Origin of the sequence: Methanoculleus thermophilus, assembly GCF_001571405.1 — an archaeon.
In the GTDB taxonomy this organism is placed as follows: domain Archaea; phylum Halobacteriota; class Methanomicrobia; order Methanomicrobiales; family Methanoculleaceae; genus Methanoculleus; species Methanoculleus thermophilus.
Genome location: NZ_BCNX01000006.1, coordinates 133793 through 151224, shown reverse-complemented (window position 1 = coordinate 151224; position 17432 = coordinate 133793). Strand labels below are relative to the sequence as shown.

At 60.7% G+C, this 17432-nt stretch carries 19 protein-coding genes; 17 read left to right on the top strand and 2 right to left on the bottom strand.

Features of this window, described 5'->3' with window-relative positions; translation table 11 throughout:
* The 7 genes from glmU (at position 1) to MCUTH_RS03960 (ending at position 9585) form a co-directional block, all read left to right on the top strand.
* Entirely contained in the window at positions 1 to 1152 is a 1152-nt protein-coding gene (glmU, locus tag MCUTH_RS03990) for a bifunctional sugar-1-phosphate nucleotidylyltransferase/acetyltransferase (protein ID WP_066955871.1), read from the top strand.
* Positions 1153 to 2892, top strand: coding sequence for a glutamine--fructose-6-phosphate transaminase (isomerizing) (gene glmS, locus MCUTH_RS03985; RefSeq protein ID WP_066955868.1), 1740 nt, complete (start codon positions 1153 to 1155; stop codon positions 2890 to 2892). It begins immediately after the preceding gene.
* Positions 2889 to 3488: an N-acetyltransferase gene (locus MCUTH_RS03980; protein WP_066955866.1), complete on the top strand. Its 600-nt coding sequence runs from the start codon at positions 2889 to 2891 to the stop codon at positions 3486 to 3488. The genes glmS and MCUTH_RS03980 overlap by 4 nt, the downstream gene beginning before the upstream one ends.
* Entirely contained in the window at positions 3485 to 4576 is a 1092-nt protein-coding gene (locus MCUTH_RS03975) for a DegT/DnrJ/EryC1/StrS family aminotransferase (protein ID WP_066955863.1), read from the top strand. The genes MCUTH_RS03980 and MCUTH_RS03975 overlap by 4 nt, the downstream gene beginning before the upstream one ends.
* A 132-nt stretch (positions 4577 to 4708) precedes the next feature.
* Positions 4709 to 5830 carry a glycosyltransferase gene (locus MCUTH_RS03970; RefSeq protein WP_066955861.1) on the top strand — a complete coding sequence of 374 codons (1122 nt, stop codon included), beginning with the start codon at positions 4709 to 4711 and terminating at the stop codon, positions 5828 to 5830.
* Between the two features lie 141 nt (positions 5831 to 5971).
* The gene (locus MCUTH_RS03965) at positions 5972 to 8611 is read left to right on the top strand and encodes an oligosaccharyl transferase, archaeosortase A system-associated (RefSeq protein ID WP_066955859.1); all 2640 of its coding nucleotides are present in this window, start codon (positions 5972 to 5974) and stop codon (positions 8609 to 8611) included.
* 5 nt (positions 8612 to 8616) lie between these two features.
* On the top strand, positions 8617 to 9585 hold the full coding sequence (locus MCUTH_RS03960) for a histone deacetylase family protein (RefSeq protein WP_066955857.1): 969 nt from the start codon (positions 8617 to 8619) through the stop codon (positions 9583 to 9585).
* A gap of 59 nt (positions 9586 to 9644) precedes the next feature.
* On the opposite strand, the gene MCUTH_RS03955 is transcribed toward MCUTH_RS03960, so the two are convergent.
* Positions 9645 to 10820: a YcaO-related McrA-glycine thioamidation protein gene (locus tag MCUTH_RS03955; protein ID WP_066955855.1), complete on the bottom strand. Its 1176-nt coding sequence runs from the start codon at positions 10818 to 10820 to the stop codon at positions 9645 to 9647.
* 55 nt (positions 10821 to 10875) lie between these two features.
* Here MCUTH_RS03955 and MCUTH_RS03950 point away from each other — a divergent pair, with 55 nt between their 5' ends.
* Positions 10876 to 11166 (top strand): DUF2098 domain-containing protein, encoded by a 291-nt coding sequence (locus MCUTH_RS03950; protein ID WP_066955853.1) that lies wholly within the window; start codon positions 10876 to 10878, stop codon positions 11164 to 11166.
* On the opposite strand, the gene nikR is transcribed toward MCUTH_RS03950, so the two are convergent.
* The gene (gene nikR / locus MCUTH_RS03945) at positions 11163 to 11585 is read right to left on the bottom strand and encodes a nickel-responsive transcriptional regulator NikR (RefSeq protein WP_066955850.1); all 423 of its coding nucleotides are present in this window, start codon (positions 11583 to 11585) and stop codon (positions 11163 to 11165) included. The two genes, MCUTH_RS03950 and nikR, sit on opposite strands and share 4 nt — an antisense overlap.
* Positions 11586 to 11787: 202 nt before the next feature.
* On the opposite strand from nikR, the gene MCUTH_RS03940 reads away from it, so the two are divergent.
* The 9 genes from MCUTH_RS03940 to rdgB all read left to right on the top strand — a co-directional run bounded on the left by MCUTH_RS03940 (position 11788) and on the right by rdgB (position 17419).
* On the top strand, positions 11788 to 13023 hold the full coding sequence (locus MCUTH_RS03940) for a translation initiation factor IF-2 subunit gamma (protein WP_066955848.1): 1236 nt from the start codon (positions 11788 to 11790) through the stop codon (positions 13021 to 13023).
* Positions 13020 to 13400: a type II toxin-antitoxin system VapC family toxin gene (locus tag MCUTH_RS03935; RefSeq protein WP_224732713.1), complete on the top strand. Its 381-nt coding sequence runs from the start codon at positions 13020 to 13022 to the stop codon at positions 13398 to 13400. The genes MCUTH_RS03940 and MCUTH_RS03935 overlap by 4 nt, the downstream gene beginning before the upstream one ends.
* A gap of 3 nt (positions 13401 to 13403) precedes the next feature.
* Positions 13404 to 13973 (top strand): DNA-directed RNA polymerase, encoded by a 570-nt coding sequence (locus MCUTH_RS03930; protein WP_066955842.1) that lies wholly within the window; start codon positions 13404 to 13406, stop codon positions 13971 to 13973.
* The gene (gene spt4 / locus MCUTH_RS03925) at positions 13973 to 14176 is read left to right on the top strand and encodes a transcription elongation factor subunit Spt4 (protein WP_066955839.1); all 204 of its coding nucleotides are present in this window, start codon (positions 13973 to 13975) and stop codon (positions 14174 to 14176) included. Before MCUTH_RS03930 ends, spt4 begins: the two co-directional genes overlap by 1 nt.
* Positions 14176 to 14670 carry a GTP-dependent dephospho-CoA kinase family protein gene (locus MCUTH_RS03920; RefSeq protein WP_066955836.1) on the top strand — a complete coding sequence of 165 codons (495 nt, stop codon included), beginning with the start codon at positions 14176 to 14178 and terminating at the stop codon, positions 14668 to 14670. Before spt4 ends, MCUTH_RS03920 begins: the two co-directional genes overlap by 1 nt.
* A gap of 79 nt (positions 14671 to 14749) precedes the next feature.
* A complete protein-coding gene (locus MCUTH_RS03915) occupies positions 14750 to 15043 on the top strand; it encodes a 30S ribosomal protein S24e (RefSeq protein ID WP_066955834.1) in 294 nt (97 codons plus the stop codon).
* Between the two features lie 3 nt (positions 15044 to 15046).
* Positions 15047 to 15202 carry a 30S ribosomal protein S27ae gene (locus tag MCUTH_RS03910; protein WP_066955830.1) on the top strand — a complete coding sequence of 52 codons (156 nt, stop codon included), beginning with the start codon at positions 15047 to 15049 and terminating at the stop codon, positions 15200 to 15202.
* A gap of 97 nt (positions 15203 to 15299) precedes the next feature.
* Positions 15300 to 16874 carry a bifunctional N(6)-L-threonylcarbamoyladenine synthase/serine/threonine protein kinase gene (locus MCUTH_RS03905; RefSeq protein WP_066955828.1) on the top strand — a complete coding sequence of 525 codons (1575 nt, stop codon included), beginning with the start codon at positions 15300 to 15302 and terminating at the stop codon, positions 16872 to 16874.
* Positions 16871 to 17419, top strand: a complete 549-nt coding sequence (gene rdgB / locus MCUTH_RS03900) for an RdgB/HAM1 family non-canonical purine NTP pyrophosphatase (protein WP_066955825.1) — start codon at positions 16871 to 16873, stop codon at positions 17417 to 17419. Before MCUTH_RS03905 ends, rdgB begins: the two co-directional genes overlap by 4 nt.
* Positions 17420 to 17432: the final 13 nt, after the last annotated feature.

The window sequence follows — 17432 nt, the reverse complement described above, 5'->3', positions numbered from 1 at the left end:
ATGCAGGCAGTCATCTTAGCAGCGGGAGAGGGGAGCAGGCTGCGGCCGCTCACCCGGAGCAAGCCCAAAGCCATGCTCCCGGTCGCGAACCGGCCGATCATCGAGTACGTCATCAACGCCCTCCTTGAGAACGGGATCCGCGACATCATCGTGGTGGTCGGCTACCGTAAAGAAGACGTCATCAGACATCTGAATCGGCTCGACGCACCGGTCCAGGTCGTCGTGCAGGAACGCCAGCTCGGAACCGCAGATGCCCTCCTGGCGGCTGAGTCCGAGATCACCGAGGACTTCCTTCTTCTGCCCGGCGACAACTACATCAATGCCGAATCGATCGCCCGGATAAAGAAGGAGAAGAACGCCATGCTCGTCGCCGAGCACCCGAACCCCTCGAACTTCGGGGTTGTGGTGATCCGAAACGGCTTCGTCCGGGAGATCATCGAGAAACCCGAAGAAGCCCCGACGTTCACCGTAGCGACCGGGATCTACTCATTCACACCCGACGTCTTCTCCTATATTCAGACGAACGAGATCCCCGACGCTCTCGCCGCCATGATCGAGTCCGGCCGCCGGATACGGGCGATCCCGGCGGACGACTGGCAGGACGCCGTCTATCCCTGGGACCTCCTGAAACTGAACAGCCGGATGCTCAGGGGAATCTCACCCGAGATCGGCGGGACGGTCGATGCATCCGTCACCCGCCGGGGTGCGGTGCGTATCGGCAGTGGGACGACGATCGGTCCAAATACGGTGATATACGGCCCCGTCACCATCGGGAGCAACTGCAACATCGGGCCGAACTGTGTCATCATGCCCGATACGAGCATCGGGGACCGGGTGGTACTTGAACCGTTCACCTACGTCGCCGACTCGCTCATCATGAACGATACTACCATCGATTCTCACTCAAGGATCGTCTCGGCGGTCTTCGGCCAGGGGTGCATCCTTGCCGACCATACCACAACATACCCGTCTGAGAGTTTCATAGAGGTCGGAGACCGGATCCAGAAGGAGAAATTCGGCGCAGTCCTCGGCGACGGGGTCCGTGCGGCACCATTCACAACATTTAAAAACTGCATTGTAGGTAACGGTGTCAGGATCGAAAGAGGGAAGACCGTGATCGGCGTCATTGAGGATTGCACCCGGGTGATGTAGGTGTGCGGGATTGTCGGCTACATCGGCAGACGGGAAGCAACTCCTGTGCTGATCCAGGGCCTCAAAAGGCTGGAATACAGGGGTTACGACTCGTTCGGGATCGCGACGGTCGGAAGCGCGATCGAGGTCTACAAGAGGACCGGTCGGATATCCGATGGTGAGGCAGGGGCTGTCGGTCTGCACGGATGCATCGGGATCGGGCACACCCGGTGGGCCACTCACGGTGAACCGAGCGATGTCAACGCTCATCCGCACACGGACTGTGCAGAAAAGATCGCCGTGGTGCATAACGGGGTTATCGAGAACTACAGCGAACTGAAACGGCAGCTCGAAGAGCGCGGCCACACATTCCGGTCGGAGACCGACACCGAGGTGATCGCCCATCTCATCGAGGAGCAGTACGACGGGGATCTCCTCGCCGCGGTCAAGGCGATCCTCCCCAAACTCATAGGATCCTACGCAATCCTCGCGATCGCAGAGGATTCCCAGAAGATCGTCGCCGCACGGGAGGCAAGCCCGCTCGTCCTCGGTATCGGTGATGCCGAGGTCTTTGCCGCCTCCGATATGACGCCACTCCTTGAATACACCGAGCGCGTTATCTACCTTGAGGATGGCGATATCGCCGAGATCACACCAGATCGTCTTGAGATCTACCACGGCGGCGAGAGAGTGGAGCGCCCGATCGAACTGATCAGCTGGTGCGTCGAGGATACCCGGAAAGGCGGGTTCACCCACTACATGCTCAAAGAGATCTACGAGCAGCCCCAGTCCTTCTACGAGACCATCCGGGCGGGGATCAGCGAGCGTGTGCGCAAGATGGTCATGGAGGCGGACGAGATCACCCTCGTCGCCTGCGGAACGTCGTATCATACCGCCCTGATCTTCAAGTACCTGGCAGAATCCCTCTGCAGTATCCCTGTACGGGTCGAGATGGGATCGGAGTTCAAGTACTTCACGCCACCCCTCCGCGGCCTTGTGATCGCGGTATCGCAGTCGGGAGAGACCGCAGACACGATCGCCGCTCTAAAGATGGCAAAAGCCCGCAACTGCCCGACACTTGCCATCACCAATATGCAGGGGAGCACCGTCACCCGGATTGCCGACCAGACCCTCCTGATGCGGGCCGGGCCTGAGATCAGCGTCGCCGCAACCAAGTCCTACATAGCACAACTTGCAGCGCTGATGGAGATCATCAACGTGCGGTGCGAGGGGGCGTTTGACGATGTCCTCTCACATGCGCACCTGGCCATCGAGGACGTCCTTCTCCAGGAGATCAAGGAGGCGGTCGACCTCTGTGCAAAAGCCGAGCATATCTTCTTCGTGGGCAGGGGACCGTTCTACCCGGTCTCGATGGAAGGCGCCTTAAAGATGAAGGAGATCAGTTACGTCCATGCCGAAGGGTATGCAGCCGGAGAACTCAAGCACGGGCCGTTCGCCCTGCTCACCTCAGAGACGCCGGTGGTCGCCATCTGCACTCCCTGCCCGACCTACGGCGTGATGGCCTCGAATATCAAGGAGATGAAGGCGAGGCGAGCTCCGATCATCGCCATCGGCGTCTTCGGCGATACGGAGCTTGCCGAGATCGTGGATATCTTCATCCCCATCCCGAAGACGCACCTGCTGGTGCAGGTGCTGACCGCGTCGGTCGTCCTCCAGCTGCTCGCCTATCACACGGCCTGCGCCCTGCAGCGGGATGTCGACAAACCGAGAAACCTGGCAAAGAGCGTGACGGTCGAATGATTGAGTACGGACGTAATACCCTCGGCGAGGGGGCGGTGATATTCGAGCCGGTGACCATCGGGTTTCCCTCCCGTGACCGGATGGGCGAGAAGGACTATCCCGGTGCCACCATCGGGAGGAACGCTATCCTCCGGTCGGGCACCATCATCTACTGCGACGTGACGATCGGCGACGACTTCCAGTCGGGCCATAACGTTCTGATCCGAGAAAAGACGACCATCGGCGACCGCGTGGCAATCGGGACGGCGGCGGTTATCGAGGGAGACTGCACGATCGGCGACGACGTCCGCCTCCAGAGCCTGGTCTACATCCCCACGGGTGCCCGGATCGGGGACCGGGTCTTTATAGGCCCGAACGCTGTGCTGACAAACGACCGCTACCCGCCCGGTCCCCACGAATCTCTCCGTGGCCCGGTGCTCGGGGACGACGCCGTCATCGGTGCGAACGCGACGATCCTTCCCGGTGTCACGGTCGGGAGGGGAGCATTCGTCGCCGCCGGTGCGGTGGTGACGAAAGATGTCCCGCCGGAGATGCTCGCGGTGGGCGCACCGGCACGGTTCCGCCCGCTCCCACCCGAGGCGAGACGGTGCCGATGAAGATTCCCATCGCCCAGCCGCTCGTCGGCGAAGAGGAGGCCCGGGCCGTCGCCGACGTGCTGAGGTCGGGGATGCTCGCCCAGGGGTCCGTCGTTACCGAGTTTGAGGACCGGTTCGCCGAATACTGCGGGGTCTCCCACGCGGTCGGAGTCAACTCGGGAACCGCGGCGCTCCATGCTGCCCTGCTTGCCGCGGGCATCGGCCCGGGAGACTCGGTGATCGTCCCGGCGTTCACGTTCTTTGCGACGGCCTCGTGCGTCTCGATGTGCGGGGCGACCCCGCTCTTTGCGGACGTTGACCCGCGGACGTTCAATATCGATCCTGACTCGGTCTCGAGCCTCATCGGGCCAAAGACCCGGGCGATCATCGCCGTCGATCTCTTCGGACAGCCGTTCGACCTCAGGGCACTCCGTGCGCTCTGCGACGACCACGACCTCGTTCTCATCGAGGACGCTGCCCAGGCGCACGGTGCTGAGTATCATGGGAGACGGGCCGGGAGCCTGGGTGATCTCTCCTGCTTCTCGTTCTACCCCACCAAGAACATGACCACCGGCGAGGGGGGCATGGTCACGACCGACGACGATACCCTTGCGGAGCGCGTCCGGCTCCTCATCAACCACGGCCAGAGCCAGAAGTACCTCCACTCGGTCGTCGGCTACAACTACCGGATGACGAACATCGCCGCCGCCATCGGCCTCGTGCAGCTTGGGCGGGTCGAAGAGTTCAACGAACGCCGGATCAAGAACGCTCGGTACCTCGACAGCCACCTTGCGGGGACGGGGCTTGCGACACCCTACACGGCACCGGGCGTCCGGCACGTCTACCACCAGTATGTCGTGAAGGTCCCGGGCGATTACCCACTCTCACGGGACGCGCTCATGAGCGCTCTTGCCGATGCGGGGGTCGGGACCGCCGTCCACTACCCCATCCCCATCAACCGGCAGCCGGTCTATGAGAGTGCAAGCAACCGTGCCTCCTGTCCGGTATCGGACGACCTTGCAGCATCGGTCTTGAGCCTGCCGGTCCATCCGGCGGTAAGCGACGAGGACCTCGAGTTTATCTGTGATACGGTGAGGGGGCTGGGGTGATGGCGAAAAGAACATATAGCAAATTGCCTCTGATGAGAGACAATCGCGGCTGTTTGAAACGCGAAATGGGAAAATAGAGGGATAACTTTCAGCATCCCTAAACAATAAATACGAGCCCCATCGATTAAATTTATGCTTCTCTGGATAGGCCCGGGGCTTATTGCGGCCGCGATCGTTCCCTATGTCATATTCCTCGCGGGAATCAATATCGGAAAGAAACTTGACGAGCCGCCGGCACTCACGGAGTATCCTAAAATAAGCATCGTCATATCAGCCTACAATGAAGAGGCCGTTATCCAGGAGCGGGTCAAGAACATCCTTGAATCCTCATACCCATCAGACCGGTATGAGGTCATCTTTGTAGACGACTGCTCCTCCGACAACACAAAAGCGCTTGTCAGAGAGGCCTTCGAGCGGGCCGGCATCACCTACCGGATCATTGCAAATACCGAGCGCCTGGGCACGACCCGGTCGTACAATAGAGCAATCGAGGCGGCGCAGTATCCGATCGTCGTTACTACGGACGCGGACGTCTTCTTTGAGCGTCATGCGCTTGAGCGCCTCATCGCACGGCTTTTGAGCGACGAGCGCATCGTTGCGGTCTGCGGGGACCTCCACCCCCTTCCGGAAGAAGGATCGCATCCGGCACAGATGGAGAGCGCCTACCGCAACTACTACGGGCGGATGTGCACCTGGGAGAGTGCCGTTGACTCCACCTATGCTTTCAACGGTGCGCTCGTCGCTTTCAAGCGCGATCTCGTGACCCGGATCGATGACAGACAGGGAGCGGACGATGCAAACACGGCATTTGAAGCAATCCGACGCGGGTTTAGAGCAGTCTACGAACCCACCGCCCTGGTCTACGAGGACGTGCCCGAGGAGATTCGAAGGCAGTACCGGCAGAAGATCCGGCGGGCAACACAGCTGATCGAGGCGACGATTGCAAACCTCGACCTCTTAAGGCAGCGGCGCCCGTTCTCGCGCTTCTTCTACCCGCTGCGGATCTACATGTACCTCATCACACCGCCTCTCTTCCTTCTCGGCAGCGTGCTCTTTGTAGCAGGACTCGCTCTTACCTCACCCCTCCTCGCCCTCGGGGTCCTCGTTCTCGCCGTCCTCGCCGGCTACCTCTGGAGCAGCAACACCGCAGTCTCCTTTGCCATGAACCAGGTGTACCTCGTGAGGGGGCTGCTCAACCTCGGGACCGATACGAGGGTCTGGGAGAGTACCTCAAAGAAGATACGAAGAGTGTAACCGATCTACCCAATACGAGAGAGCAGGCTGTTCGTCTGCGTCGCCGGGATCGCGCAGACGAGCGCTTTTTTTCCAGGTCCACGAAATACACCAAGGTTATAACGGTTCGAAAGAAAACAGGTCTGTAATAAGGAGGGTCCGATGGTTCACGTGGATCTGAATAAATATCGACCATACATCATCATTGGTTGCATCGTCCTGTTTGCCCTGCTCACGCTCTGGACGCGGGGCATCCCTTCAGAAGGTCTGGTGACCGCTGAAGGTGTCAATCTCCTGGGTAACGATCCCTGGTACAGTCTCCGCCAGGTTGAGCAGACCGTCGCCAACTTCCCCAACTACGCCTGGTTCGACCACATGACGCTCTACCCGACCGGCGATGCTATCCACTGGGGACCGCTCTTTGCCGAGATCATAGCGGCGCTCTGCATTCTTGTCGGGGCGTCGACGCGGCCTGAGATCATGGTGGTGGCCTGCTGGGTCCCGCCGCTGATGGCCGTGGCGATGGTGCCCGTCACCTACCTGCTCGCGAAAAAGATCGCCGACTGGAAGACAGGCCTCATTGCAGCAGGCCTGATTGCCGTCATCAGCGGAAACTACGCCTATCGCTCCCTCTTTGGGTTTGTAGACCACCACATCGCAGAGACCCTCTTCTCGGCGCTCTTTGCTCTCGCCTACATCGTGGCGCTGCAGACTGCACGCAGTAGCCCGCTCTCCCCAAAGAATCTCGATACCCTGAAGATCCCGGTGATAACGTCAGCGCTCGCCGGCATCGCCTACCTTCTCGGGTTCTACAACATGCCGACGATGATCCTCTTTGCGCTCATCGTGGCTGCGTTCACCCTGGTCCAGTTCATTCTGGACTTCCTCCAGGGCAGGTCGAGCGAGTACCTCGCCCTCGTGAACACCGTCACCTTCGCTGTAGCGATCGTCGGGGTCGCAGCCACCGGCTTCCCGCACCCCGGGATCAGCCTGATCTTCTACACCGTCGGGCACGTCATCGCGTATGCCGGCCTCATCGCAGGGACGCTTGCGCTGTATGGGCTCTCGGTTTACCTCCAGGGGCGGCCGAAGTACTATTACCCGGGCGCACTCCTGGCTGTGGCGGCAATCACCGTCGCAGTCCTCTATGTCGCTCTCCCGGATATCTACAACCTCCTGATCTGGAACCTTATCTACTTCTTCACCGCGAGTGCCACGACCACGACCGTCCAGGAAGCCATGCCCTGGTCGTTTGCTGCCGCGTGGATGACGTTCCACTGGGGCTTGGTGCTCGCCGCCGGCGGAGCTGCAGTCCTGATCTGGCAGTGCCGCGAGAGAGCAAACCCGGCCCACATCTTTGTCCTGATCTGGTCAGGGATCATCCTTGCCTCAACCGCCGCACACGTGCGCTATGAGTACTACCTCGCTTCAAACATTGCCCTGCTCGCGGCGGTCTTTGCGGGTGCCGTCCTGAATATGGGGTGGAAAGATGTCACCCGCCTCATTGGTACAGGGAGCAGTGCTTCCGCCGCCCCAAATGCCCCCGAGAAGCAGGAAGAGCCGGCGCGGAAGGGGAAGAAGGGTGAAAGAACCGCGGAATCACGGAAAGCAAAGGCTCCTTCGAAGAATCAGCCGGATTACCTCAAGGTCGGCGCTTTCGCCCTGGTCGCCATCGTCACGCTCTTCTTTGCAGGGGCATCCCTTCAGGGGAACATAGCGCTTGCCACCAGCGCGAAGTACGGCGGCATGAACTCTCAATGGATGGAGGCTCTCGAATGGATGGGTTCAAACACCCCTGATCCCGGTGTCGACTACTATGCTATTGTCAATCCCGAGACCTTCACCTACCCGGAGGAGTCTTACGGCGTCATGTCCTGGTGGGACTACGGCCACTGGATCACCTTCATCTCGAAACGGATTCCGAACAACAACCCCTTCCAGCACGGTGTCTCCGGGCCGAACGGCTCGGCAGCCTACCTTGTCTCGACCTCCGAAGAGGCCGCAAACCAGATCCTCGACAACATCGGCACCCGCTACGTCATCACCGATATCGACCTCGTCACCGCAAAGTTCCATGCCCCGGCGACCTGGGCCGACCCCGACGTGGCTCAGGAGCGGTTCCAGCCGCACTACCTCCTCCCGGTGAGCGCGGGCTCGACGAGTTACCAGGCGGTGCCGTTCAACAACCAGAGTTACTACCTGACGATGGCCGTCCGGCTCCATAACTTCGACGGGTCCATGACCGACCCGACGGCGCCGGTGATCTATGCCGAGTACCTCGAACCGGCCACGGCAAACACCTCGTATCCCGTCATCATCCGCACGGAGCAGATGAATGCAACCGCCGGTGCAGCCGCGGTGGAGGAGTACAACAAGAACGCACCGGCGGGCGCAGGCGCGACGCTGCTGAACATGTACTATCAGTTCCAGGGCAACTCGATCCTCCAGCCGCTCGAACGCGTCCCGGCGCTCCGACACTACCGGCTCGTCCACGAGAGCCCTCAGAACATCTTTGGCAACGCCGGGGAGGACGGACCCGATCTCAAGGCGGTCAAGATCTTCGAGTATGTCCCCGGAGCCACGATCAAGGGCGAAGGAATCATTGAGGTGCCGGTCGTCACCAACACCGGCCGGGAGTTCACCTACCGCCAGGAGAGCATAAACGGCACGTTCGTCGTCCCGTACGCGACGTCCGGGTGGTCGGGCGAGGTGAAGACGACCGGGCCTTACCGGATCGTGGGCACCGGCCAGACGTTCGATGTCACCGAAGAGGATATCCAGCAGGGGCGCACCATCAACTAACGAGGATGCGCTCGTCGGTCATCTACGGTGACATATTTACCCGGCACGACATGGAGACCCACCCGGAGTCGGGCTCCCGGCTCCGGGCGGCCCTCTCCGGGATCCCTGAGAATGTACGGTGGCGTCCCCCGGTCCGGGCAACCGAGGAAGACCTGGCACGGGTCCATCGCCCCCAGTACATCCGTTGGGTGCAGGAGGTCGCCCGGGGAACCTGTTTTTTAGACCCGAACACCTACGTCACCTGTCACTCGTTCGAAGCAGCATCATATGCTGCCGGATCGACGTTTGCCGCAGTGGAGCGAGCACTTGATGGCGAGCACTGCTTCGCCATGGTCCGCCCGCCGGGGCACCATGCCGAACCCGATCGGGCGATGGGGTTCTGTATCTTCAATAACGCCGCCGTCGCGGCCGCGAAAGCGCTCCTTTCGGTTGATCGGGTGGCGATCCTCGACTGGGACCTGCACCACGGCAACGGCACCCAGAAGGCCTTTTACGGGAGCGACCGGGTGCTCTACTGCTCCGTGCACGAGGAGAACAGTTTCCCAAAGACCGGTTGGATCGACGAGATCGGGACCGGCGCCGGCCGGGGCTACACCCTCAACGCCCCGCTTGCGGCAGGGTCCACCATCACCGATTACCGCTACATCTTCGATGAAGTCTTCATCCCGGCGATCGTCCGGTTCCGCCCTGATGTCCTGATCGTCTCGGCCGGGCAGGACGCCCTCGCCGACGACGAACACGGGCGGATGAACCTGGTGCCCGAAGACTACGGCGTGCTTACCGGGATGCTGAACGACGGCACGGACCTACCCCTCGCGCTGACCCTCGAGGGGGGTTACGGGCCGTCGCTCGGGGAGGCGATTGCTGCAATATTCCGTGCCCTGCGGGGGGAGCGGCATACCCCTGCAGAAAGGCCCCTGCGCCGGCATACCCAAAGGGTTGCCGAGATCCTAAAGAAAGTCTGGTTCTGTTGAGAGAGGCCCGTTGAGCCGGCAATATAATCGCGGTTGCCCCTTTGCGGCTCTAACGTGCCTCAACCCTGTTCCGAGCGCTTCCGGTCGGGATCCATATACGAGACCTCAAACCCGGGGAGGACGACCCGCACCACCGGAACCGGGGTCCTTGAAAGATCGCAGACGCAGACCCGGTCCGTATGAGGCTCGACCTCTTTGAGCACCTTCTGGATATCGAGGTCGAATCGATCGGTGCTTCTGTCGGGAACGTTGGTGATATCGACGGAATCCGCGTCGGCAAACCAGATCCGGTTGATCCTTTTTAACCGCTCGTAGCCTGCCTTCCTGATGACCTCCTCCCGCCTGGGGTCGTTTCGACCGCCCTGCAGATAACTTCCCCGGCTCTGGGCGACCTCGGTCAGGGCCTGGAGGGCCGCGATCTCCGGCGAGAGGTGCGTCCCAGACCCGACAACAAGCATCGCCGGGTCTTTTGTGACGGTATCGTCTGCGGCGGCCGCGACCGTGGGGATGCCGGTCCTCCCCTCGATCAGCCAGAGGTGGATCTCGATCCCGTTCTCTTCGAACCGGTCGAGGATCTTGCGGGCGGCGCAGTCCTTCTCGATGGTGAGGCGATATCCAAGGTCGCGCTCCGCACTGGCGATGCTGAGCGCGTCCCGTTCGATCACCTCAAAGAGGGCATGCAGGATCGCCTCTTCCATGACGTTGCCGGACGCAAGCCCGTTAGAGTCGCTTCGAAAGAGCGGCATCGTCATCCCGAGCGAGTCGTAGGGATGGAAGACTGCGTTGCTCGGGAGATAGACCTCCTCATCGTTCAGGATATCCCATCCCGGCGTCCAGTGGAGCATCTCTCCCTGCTCAAGTCCTCGTGGGAGGATCAGGTCTTCGGGGTGCACCGCTCGCCCCGGACCGATCTCTTCGTAGGTTGCATACTCCATCCGGTCACCCCGGTACTCGGCGGAGTAGCGCTCGATTGCCCCCATCATCGCCGAGACCCGGGCCTGGACGGGCTCTTTCCCCTTTCCGATGAGGACGCGAAGAGCACCCCGAGCGGCTTTCGGCCGAGTCGCCGCAAAGACGGGGATTCCGAGACGGTCGAGAGAAGTAAGATCGATGATCTCGGCGACACCAATCTCTCCCATCAGCGGCTCGATGATCGCCCGGGTCTCCTCGGGAGGCCGGGATCGGTGGGTTCCGTCAAAGTACAGTTTCTCTACGGGGTGAATCGTGATTGCCATCTCATGATACCTAGGAGGTGATACCTTAATAGCATGGCAGGTATACTCTCCCTGTATGAGCACGGATGACATAGCAGTGGGCGCAGTCGTCCGATACCCCCGCACCGGCACGACCGGGAAGGTCGTGCGGATCGAGGAGATCGATGGCCGGAGGTACGCCGAACTCGAGAGCACCGGACTCTACTACCGGGTGGACGAACTCGTCAGCACCGAGCGCACGGCCGTAAACGCGGAGAGGACGGAGCGCTCCCTTGAGGATTACCTCAAAGAGCATAAGGAGATCCAGAAGCAGCTCGAAGAGGTATGGGAGAGGGGGATCGACCAGAGTTGTGAGGGCGGCGGTTAACTGTCTATCGGTATTGTGGTGAGTTTCACCGACTCAACCCCTTTCTGCGCCATCAGCCGCTCGGTAACATCCTTCAGCACAGCACCGTCTCCCCGGATGAGGATCACCTCAAGGCACTTGTTGTGAGTCACGTGTGAGTGAAGGGATGCCTGAATGATCTGAGCGTATTGATGCTGAATCTCGGTGAGCGTCTGGAGCAGCCCACGCTGGTCGTGGTCATACACCATGGTGATGACGCCCTGGCGTTCTCCTTTTACATCGGAGATCCACTGGTAGTGTGTGATATAATTGCGTATCGAATCCCGTATTCCCTCGGAACGTGAGGAGTATCCTCGGAGACTCAGGATCTCGTCGAATTTATCAAGAAGATTCTTGGGTAGAGAGATCCCGATACGTGAAAGTTCGGTATCACCTGACATACTACAATCAGTTCCATATCTCGCTGCTAGGGGATAAATTTTCGCTAAGAATAGAGGTGTTCTTCATACTTCGTATGTCACATGAATAATGATTAACGGGAGAACACCGCCTGCGCCATGAAGATAGAAGCGGGAGCGGTACACACCACCGATTATGTATAAGTAGTGTCACTATATATTGGATAAGGAGGTTCGAAAACTTTTGCGCGATGTATTCATCCCTAGTGTCAATATTGGGCTTGTAGGTCATGTCGATCACGGCAAGACCACCCTGGTCAGCGCGCTAACCGGCACCTGGACGGACAGACACAGTGAGGAGATCAAGCGCGGCATCTCCATCCGGCTTGGCTACGCAGATACAACTTTTTACAAATGCGAAGAGTGCGAAGGGGCTGAGGCCTATACTACAAAACCGGAATGCCCTATCTGCGGGAAGAAGGCGGTTCCGTTCCGGACGGTCTCATTCGTCGATGCCCCGGGTCACGAGACGCTGATGGCGACGATGCTCTCGGGTTCGGCCCTGATGGACGGCGCGATGCTTGTCATTGCCGCCAACGAGGCCTGCCCGCAGCCCCAGACCAAAGAACATCTGATGGCGCTTGAGCTGATCGGTATCAAGAAGATCGTCATCGTCCAGAACAAGATCGACGTGGTCACCCAGGCCGAGGCGCTTGAGCACTATAAGCAGATAAAGCGGTTCATCAAGGGCACCATTGCCGAGGACGCACCCATCATCCCCGTCTCTGCACAGAAAGGAATCAATATCGGTGCCCTGATCCAGGCACTCAACGAGGTTATCCCGGAACCGGAACGCGATCCGGAGGTTAACCCGCTGATGCTCATCGCACGGTCGTTTGATATCAACAAACCCGGCTGCAGCTGGCGGGAGATTAAGGGCGGCGTCATCGGAGGCTCGCTTATTAGGGGAGTTCTGCACGAGGGCGACGATATCGAGATCAGACCCGGCCGGCAGGTTCAGATCGAGAACCGGACAAAGTGGGAGCCTATCGAGACAAAGATCACATCCATCCACGCCGGTAAGACCAAGGTGACCGAGGCAGCGCCCGGCGGCCTCCTTGGTGTTGGTACGAAACTTGATCCGGCACTGACAAAGAGTGACGCTCTCGCCGGACAGGTAGCGGGGCTTGTAGGGAAACTGCCGCCGATCTGGGAGCGGATGACCTTCGAGGTCACGCTCATGGATCGGGTGGTCGGTGCGGACAGCGAACTGCTCATCGAACCGTTGAAGCATAAAGAGCCGCTGATGCTCTCTGTCGGGACCGCGGTCACCGTCGGCGTGATCACGAACACCAAGAAGAATCTGGTCGAGGTCATGCTGAAGCGTGCGGTCTGCGCTGAAGTCGGCGCACGGATTGCTATCAGCAGACAGGTCGGCGGACGATGGCGGCTGATCGGGATGGGTGTTCTGGTCGAGTGAGGGTTCTTCTCGACACAAACGCCCTCTTGATGCCAGCCCAGTTCGGGATTGACCTCTATGGAGAACTTCTGGCCCTTCTCGGGGATTATGAGCCGATCGTCCTTGAAGAAGTGGTTGGCGAGCTCTCGGGACTTGCCCGGGGTCACGGCCGCGATGCGGCTGCCGCCCGTGTGGGTCTCGCGATGGCCCGGCGCTCGACCGTCCTGCCAAGCGGAAGCAGCGCGGACCATGTGGACGACCGGGTTATCGAGTATGCTCGCAGGGAAGGATGCGTTGTGGTGACGAACGACCGAGAACTCCGAAATGCTCTCCTTCGCGAGGGAATAGACGTCATCTCGATGCGAAGAGAGAGAACGCTGGAGCTGATAAGAGGATAGATTATGTACTATAAAATGACACTGGAGGATAAGGTGCGGGTTCCGCCCCACCGGCTCGGGGAAGACCTTGGGAAGGTCGTCCTCAACGTACTGCAGGAACAACTGGAAGGCAGCATATCAAAGGAGATCGGGATCTTCATCGCAGTCACGAAGATTCTCGATATCGGTGAGGGGGAGTTGATCCCCGGGGACGGGGCCGTCTACTACGATGTCAGGTTCGAAGCGGTGGTGCTCCGTCTCGCGCTCCAGGAAGTGATCGAAGGCGTCGTGGTCGAGACGACGAGTTTCGGTGCGTTCGTCAGCCTCGGGCCCATCGATGCCATGCTTCACGTAAGCCAGATATCGGATGAATATATCAACTACGACGAGAAGAACAGCAGGCTGATCTGCCAGGATTCGAAGCGGTTTATCGCTGTCGGCGACGGCGTCCGGGCGCGGATTGTTGCTCTATCGCTCAACGAACGCGAGCCCCGGGAGAGCAAGATTGGTCTTACCATGCGGCAGTCGGGCCTCGGGACCACGACCTGGCTCGAAGAGGAACTTGAGCAAGAGAAAGGGAAAGGAGCAGCCTAATGGCCGTGCGAAACAAGAAGGTGATCAAGGTCTGCCGCGAGTGTCACCGCGTCGTCGAGGGCGAATCCTGCGTGATCTGCGGCACGGCCAACCTGAGCGAGGATTGGGCGGGCTACGTCGTGATCATCGATCCCGAGCATTCGGAGATCGCAAAGAAGATGAACATCACCATGCCCGGCCGATACGCACTGAAGGTCCGCTGATGCTCCGGCTCCTCCGGCTCCCCGAAGAACACCGCGGTCTCTTCAAGAAACCGTTCGGCACCCTCGCCCGGAATATCGGCGAACACCTCCCAGAGCTCCGGGGCCGGGCGGTCTACGCGGTCGGGGATGTGGTGACGCACAACCTCCTTGGTGCAGGCATCGTCCCGGATATCGCGATCATCGACGGCTATACCATGCGATCGCCCTGCACCCAGTCACCCCTGCTGCAGACGAGAAGACTCGCGGCAAAGAACCCGGCCGGCACGATCACCGACGAACTCGTGGAGGCGATCGAGGAGGCGGTCGGGAACCCTCCAGCAGTGATCTTTGTCGACGGCGAGGAGGATCTTGCGGTCATTCCGCTCATCATCGCCGCGCCGGTCGGGGCCGCCATCCTCTACGGCCAGCCGGGGGAGGGGGTCGTCCTCCGGCTTGTTGACGAGTCGGCAAAAGAGGAAGCCGCGTCCATGCTGAACTGTTTCGTGCGTGAGTGAGGGGAGCGGGTCTCGCCTGTCCCGGTGCCCCATCCCCAAGGGTATAAATAAATCTCCTAACAACATTTTAGGGATATCGATGGACTTCGAAATTACCCGTGATGTGAGGAACGAGTTGTTAAACCGGAGGGAGCTTACATTTACTCTCACGTTTGACGGCCCGACACCCTCGCGGAAGAGTATTCAGGAGAAGCTCGCTGCGATGCTGAATATGAGCGAGAACCTCGTCGTGCTGGACCTCGACCGAACCCGGTTCGGGAAGATGGAACTTACCGGCCGTGCCCGGATCTACGACGACGAGGAGAGCAGGAACTCGACCGAGCGGGATTACCTGCTTAAGCGCGGCGAACCGAAAGCAGAGAGCGAGGCGTAAGCCATGGCAGTCAAGAGATACGAGTGTTACGAGATCAAGGGTGATGCGGCGGTTCTGCAGAAGCGGCACTGCCCACGCTGTGGTCCCGGCTTCCTGATGGCCGAGCACAAGGATCGGGTAGCCTGCGGCAAGTGCGGCTACACTGAGTTCCGAAAGTAGGTCCTCACACCCGGATACATATACGGATCAGGCCGCACTCTGCCTTGCAGGCACCGGCCGCGACCGATCTTTTTCATGATGGAGCGATACCTGTTTTATGTCTCATGATGGGCTGGTGCTGGGACTTGAAGGGACGGCGTGGAACCTCAGTGCCGCCCTCTTCGGCGACGATCTGGTTGCCCTCCATTCTTCACCCTATGTCCCGCCGAAAGGAGGGATTCATCCGCGGGAGGCGGCGCAGCACCACGCTTCGGTGATGAAGGAGGTCGTCTCCCGGGTGCTCACGGAGCCGGAGCGGATCAAGGCCGTCGCCTTCTCCCAGGGGCCGGGTCTCGGCCCCTCCCTCCGGACGGTGGCGACCGCGGCACGGGCTCTCTCGATAGCCCTTGGCGTTCCGCTCGTCGGCGTCAACCACTGCGTCGCGCACGTCGAGATCGGGAGGTGGGCGACCGGGTTTCGCGATCCGATCGTTCTCTACGCGAGCGGGGCGAATACGCAGGTACTCGGCTACTTGAACGGCCGCTACCGGATATTCGGAGAGACGCTGGATATCGGGCTAGGGAACGCGCTTGACAAGTTCGCCCGGAGCCACGACCTCCCGCACCCGGGCGGCCCGATCATCGAGAAACTCGCCCAGAAGGGAAGTTATATCGAACTCCCGTATACCGTGAAGGGGATGGACCTCGCCTTCTCGGGGCTCGTCAGTGCCGCCCAGGAGAGTTCGGCGGCGCTTGAGGATGTCTGCTTCAGCCTCCAGGAGACCGCATTTGCTATGTGCGTCGAGGTGACCGAACGGGCGCTCGCCCATGCGGGGAAGGACGAGGTGCTGCTCGTCGGGGGGGTCGGCGCGAACAGGCGACTGCAGGAGATGCTGCAGGTCATGTGCGAGGAGCGGGGAGCGGCGTTCGCCGTCCCGGAGCGGACGTTCCTTGGCGATAACGGGGCAATGATCGCCTACACGGGCAAGGTCATGCTGGAGCACGGCGTGACCCTCCCCCTCGAGAAGTCGCAGATCCGGCCGGGTTTCCGGTCGGATGAGGTGGAGGTCACCTGGCGCGAGGACGAGCCCGGCGAGATCTTCGCCACCGGGCCGCATGAGGGCGGCACCGCCCGGGGTGCGGAGGCGGTCGTCGAGATCCGGGAGGAGGACGTGGTCAAGCGCAGGGTGAGCAAGCGCTACCGCAGCCCGGCGCTTGATAAGCGGCTGATCACCGAACGGACCCGGGCCGAAGCCCGGCTGATCGCAGCAGCACGGCGGGCGGGTGTCCCCACCCCGGTGATCCACGACATCACCGCAGATACCATCGTCATGGAGCGGGTCGAGGGCGATCTGCTGAAGTACGTTGCCACGCCCGAGACGATCCGGCTTGCCGGGGAGGCCGTCGGGAGGCTCCATGGAGCGGGGATCGTGCACGGGGACCTGACGACGAGCAATATGATCGTTCGCAACGGCCAATGCGTCTTAATCGACTTCGGGCTTGCATCCACATCCGCTGAGATCGAGGACCGGGGCGTCGATATCCACGTCTTCTTCGAGACGCTCGAGAGCACCACCGAGAACTTCGAGGAGTTGAAGCAGGCCTTTATCGAGGGGTATGCGGAGACTTTTGAGGGGGCGGACGAGGTCATCGCCCGTGAACATGAAGTGGAACTGCGGGGGCGATACCTGTGAAACTTGCGGTGGTGACGAGTAACCCGAACAAGGCCCGTGAGGTGGCCGCGTACTTTGCCGGGATCCTGGAGGTCGAGCACGTCCCCCTGGAATGCCCGGAGTTCCGCCACACCGAGATCGCCGAGATTGCACGCGGCAAGGCGGAGTTCGCCTACCGCGCACTCTCCCGCCCGCTGATCGTCGACGATACCGGGTTTTTCATCGACGCCCTTGGCGGGTTCCCGGGCCCGTGCGCCGCCTACGTCCAGGATACCATCGGCAACGAGGGGATCTTACGCCTCATGGAGGGTGTGGCCGACCGGAGCGCCCACTTCGAGACGGTGATCGCGTTCGCCGATGAGGACGGCATCCGGACATTCCAGGGGGTCCTCCACGGGGCGATCGTGGAGCCCCGGGGAGAAAAGGGGTTTGGCTACGATCCGATCTTTGCCTGCGCCGGTCGGACGCTCGCCGAGATGCCGCTCTCCGAGAAGAACCGGATCTCCCACAGGGCACGGGCCCTCGAGGCGTTCCGCACCTGGATCAGAGAGGAGCGCGCATCCTGACAGAACTGTTAAT

What these genes read in the sequence shown, in the direction of transcription:
- MCUTH_RS03975 (WP_066955863.1), top strand. Translation starts at nt 3,485, where the DNA reads ATGAAGATTCCCATCGCCCAGCCGCTCGTCGGCGAAGAGGAGGCCCGG.
- glmU (WP_066955871.1), top strand. Translation starts at nt 1, where the DNA reads ATGCAGGCAGTCATCTTAGCAGCGGGAGAGGGGAGCAGGCTGCGGCCG.
- MCUTH_RS03955 (WP_066955855.1), bottom strand. Translation starts at nt 10,820, where the DNA reads ATGGCAATCACGATTCACCCCGTAGAGAAACTGTACTTTGACGGAACC.
- nikR (WP_066955850.1), bottom strand. Translation starts at nt 11,585, where the DNA reads ATGTCAGGTGATACCGAACTTTCACGTATCGGGATCTCTCTACCCAAG.
- MCUTH_RS03930 (WP_066955842.1), top strand. Translation starts at nt 13,404, where the DNA reads ATGTACTATAAAATGACACTGGAGGATAAGGTGCGGGTTCCGCCCCAC.
- MCUTH_RS03980 (WP_066955866.1), top strand. Translation starts at nt 2,889, where the DNA reads ATGATTGAGTACGGACGTAATACCCTCGGCGAGGGGGCGGTGATATTC.
- MCUTH_RS03920 (WP_066955836.1), top strand. Translation starts at nt 14,176, where the DNA reads ATGCTCCGGCTCCTCCGGCTCCCCGAAGAACACCGCGGTCTCTTCAAG.
- MCUTH_RS03915 (WP_066955834.1), top strand. Translation starts at nt 14,750, where the DNA reads ATGGACTTCGAAATTACCCGTGATGTGAGGAACGAGTTGTTAAACCGG.
- MCUTH_RS03970 (WP_066955861.1), top strand. Translation starts at nt 4,709, where the DNA reads ATGCTTCTCTGGATAGGCCCGGGGCTTATTGCGGCCGCGATCGTTCCC.
- MCUTH_RS03950 (WP_066955853.1), top strand. Translation starts at nt 10,876, where the DNA reads ATGAGCACGGATGACATAGCAGTGGGCGCAGTCGTCCGATACCCCCGC.
- spt4 (WP_066955839.1), top strand. Translation starts at nt 13,973, where the DNA reads ATGGCCGTGCGAAACAAGAAGGTGATCAAGGTCTGCCGCGAGTGTCAC.
- MCUTH_RS03960 (WP_066955857.1), top strand. Translation starts at nt 8,617, where the DNA reads ATGCGCTCGTCGGTCATCTACGGTGACATATTTACCCGGCACGACATG.
- MCUTH_RS03965 (WP_066955859.1), top strand. Translation starts at nt 5,972, where the DNA reads ATGGTTCACGTGGATCTGAATAAATATCGACCATACATCATCATTGGT.
- MCUTH_RS03910 (WP_066955830.1), top strand. Translation starts at nt 15,047, where the DNA reads ATGGCAGTCAAGAGATACGAGTGTTACGAGATCAAGGGTGATGCGGCG.
- MCUTH_RS03905 (WP_066955828.1), top strand. Translation starts at nt 15,300, where the DNA reads ATGTCTCATGATGGGCTGGTGCTGGGACTTGAAGGGACGGCGTGGAAC.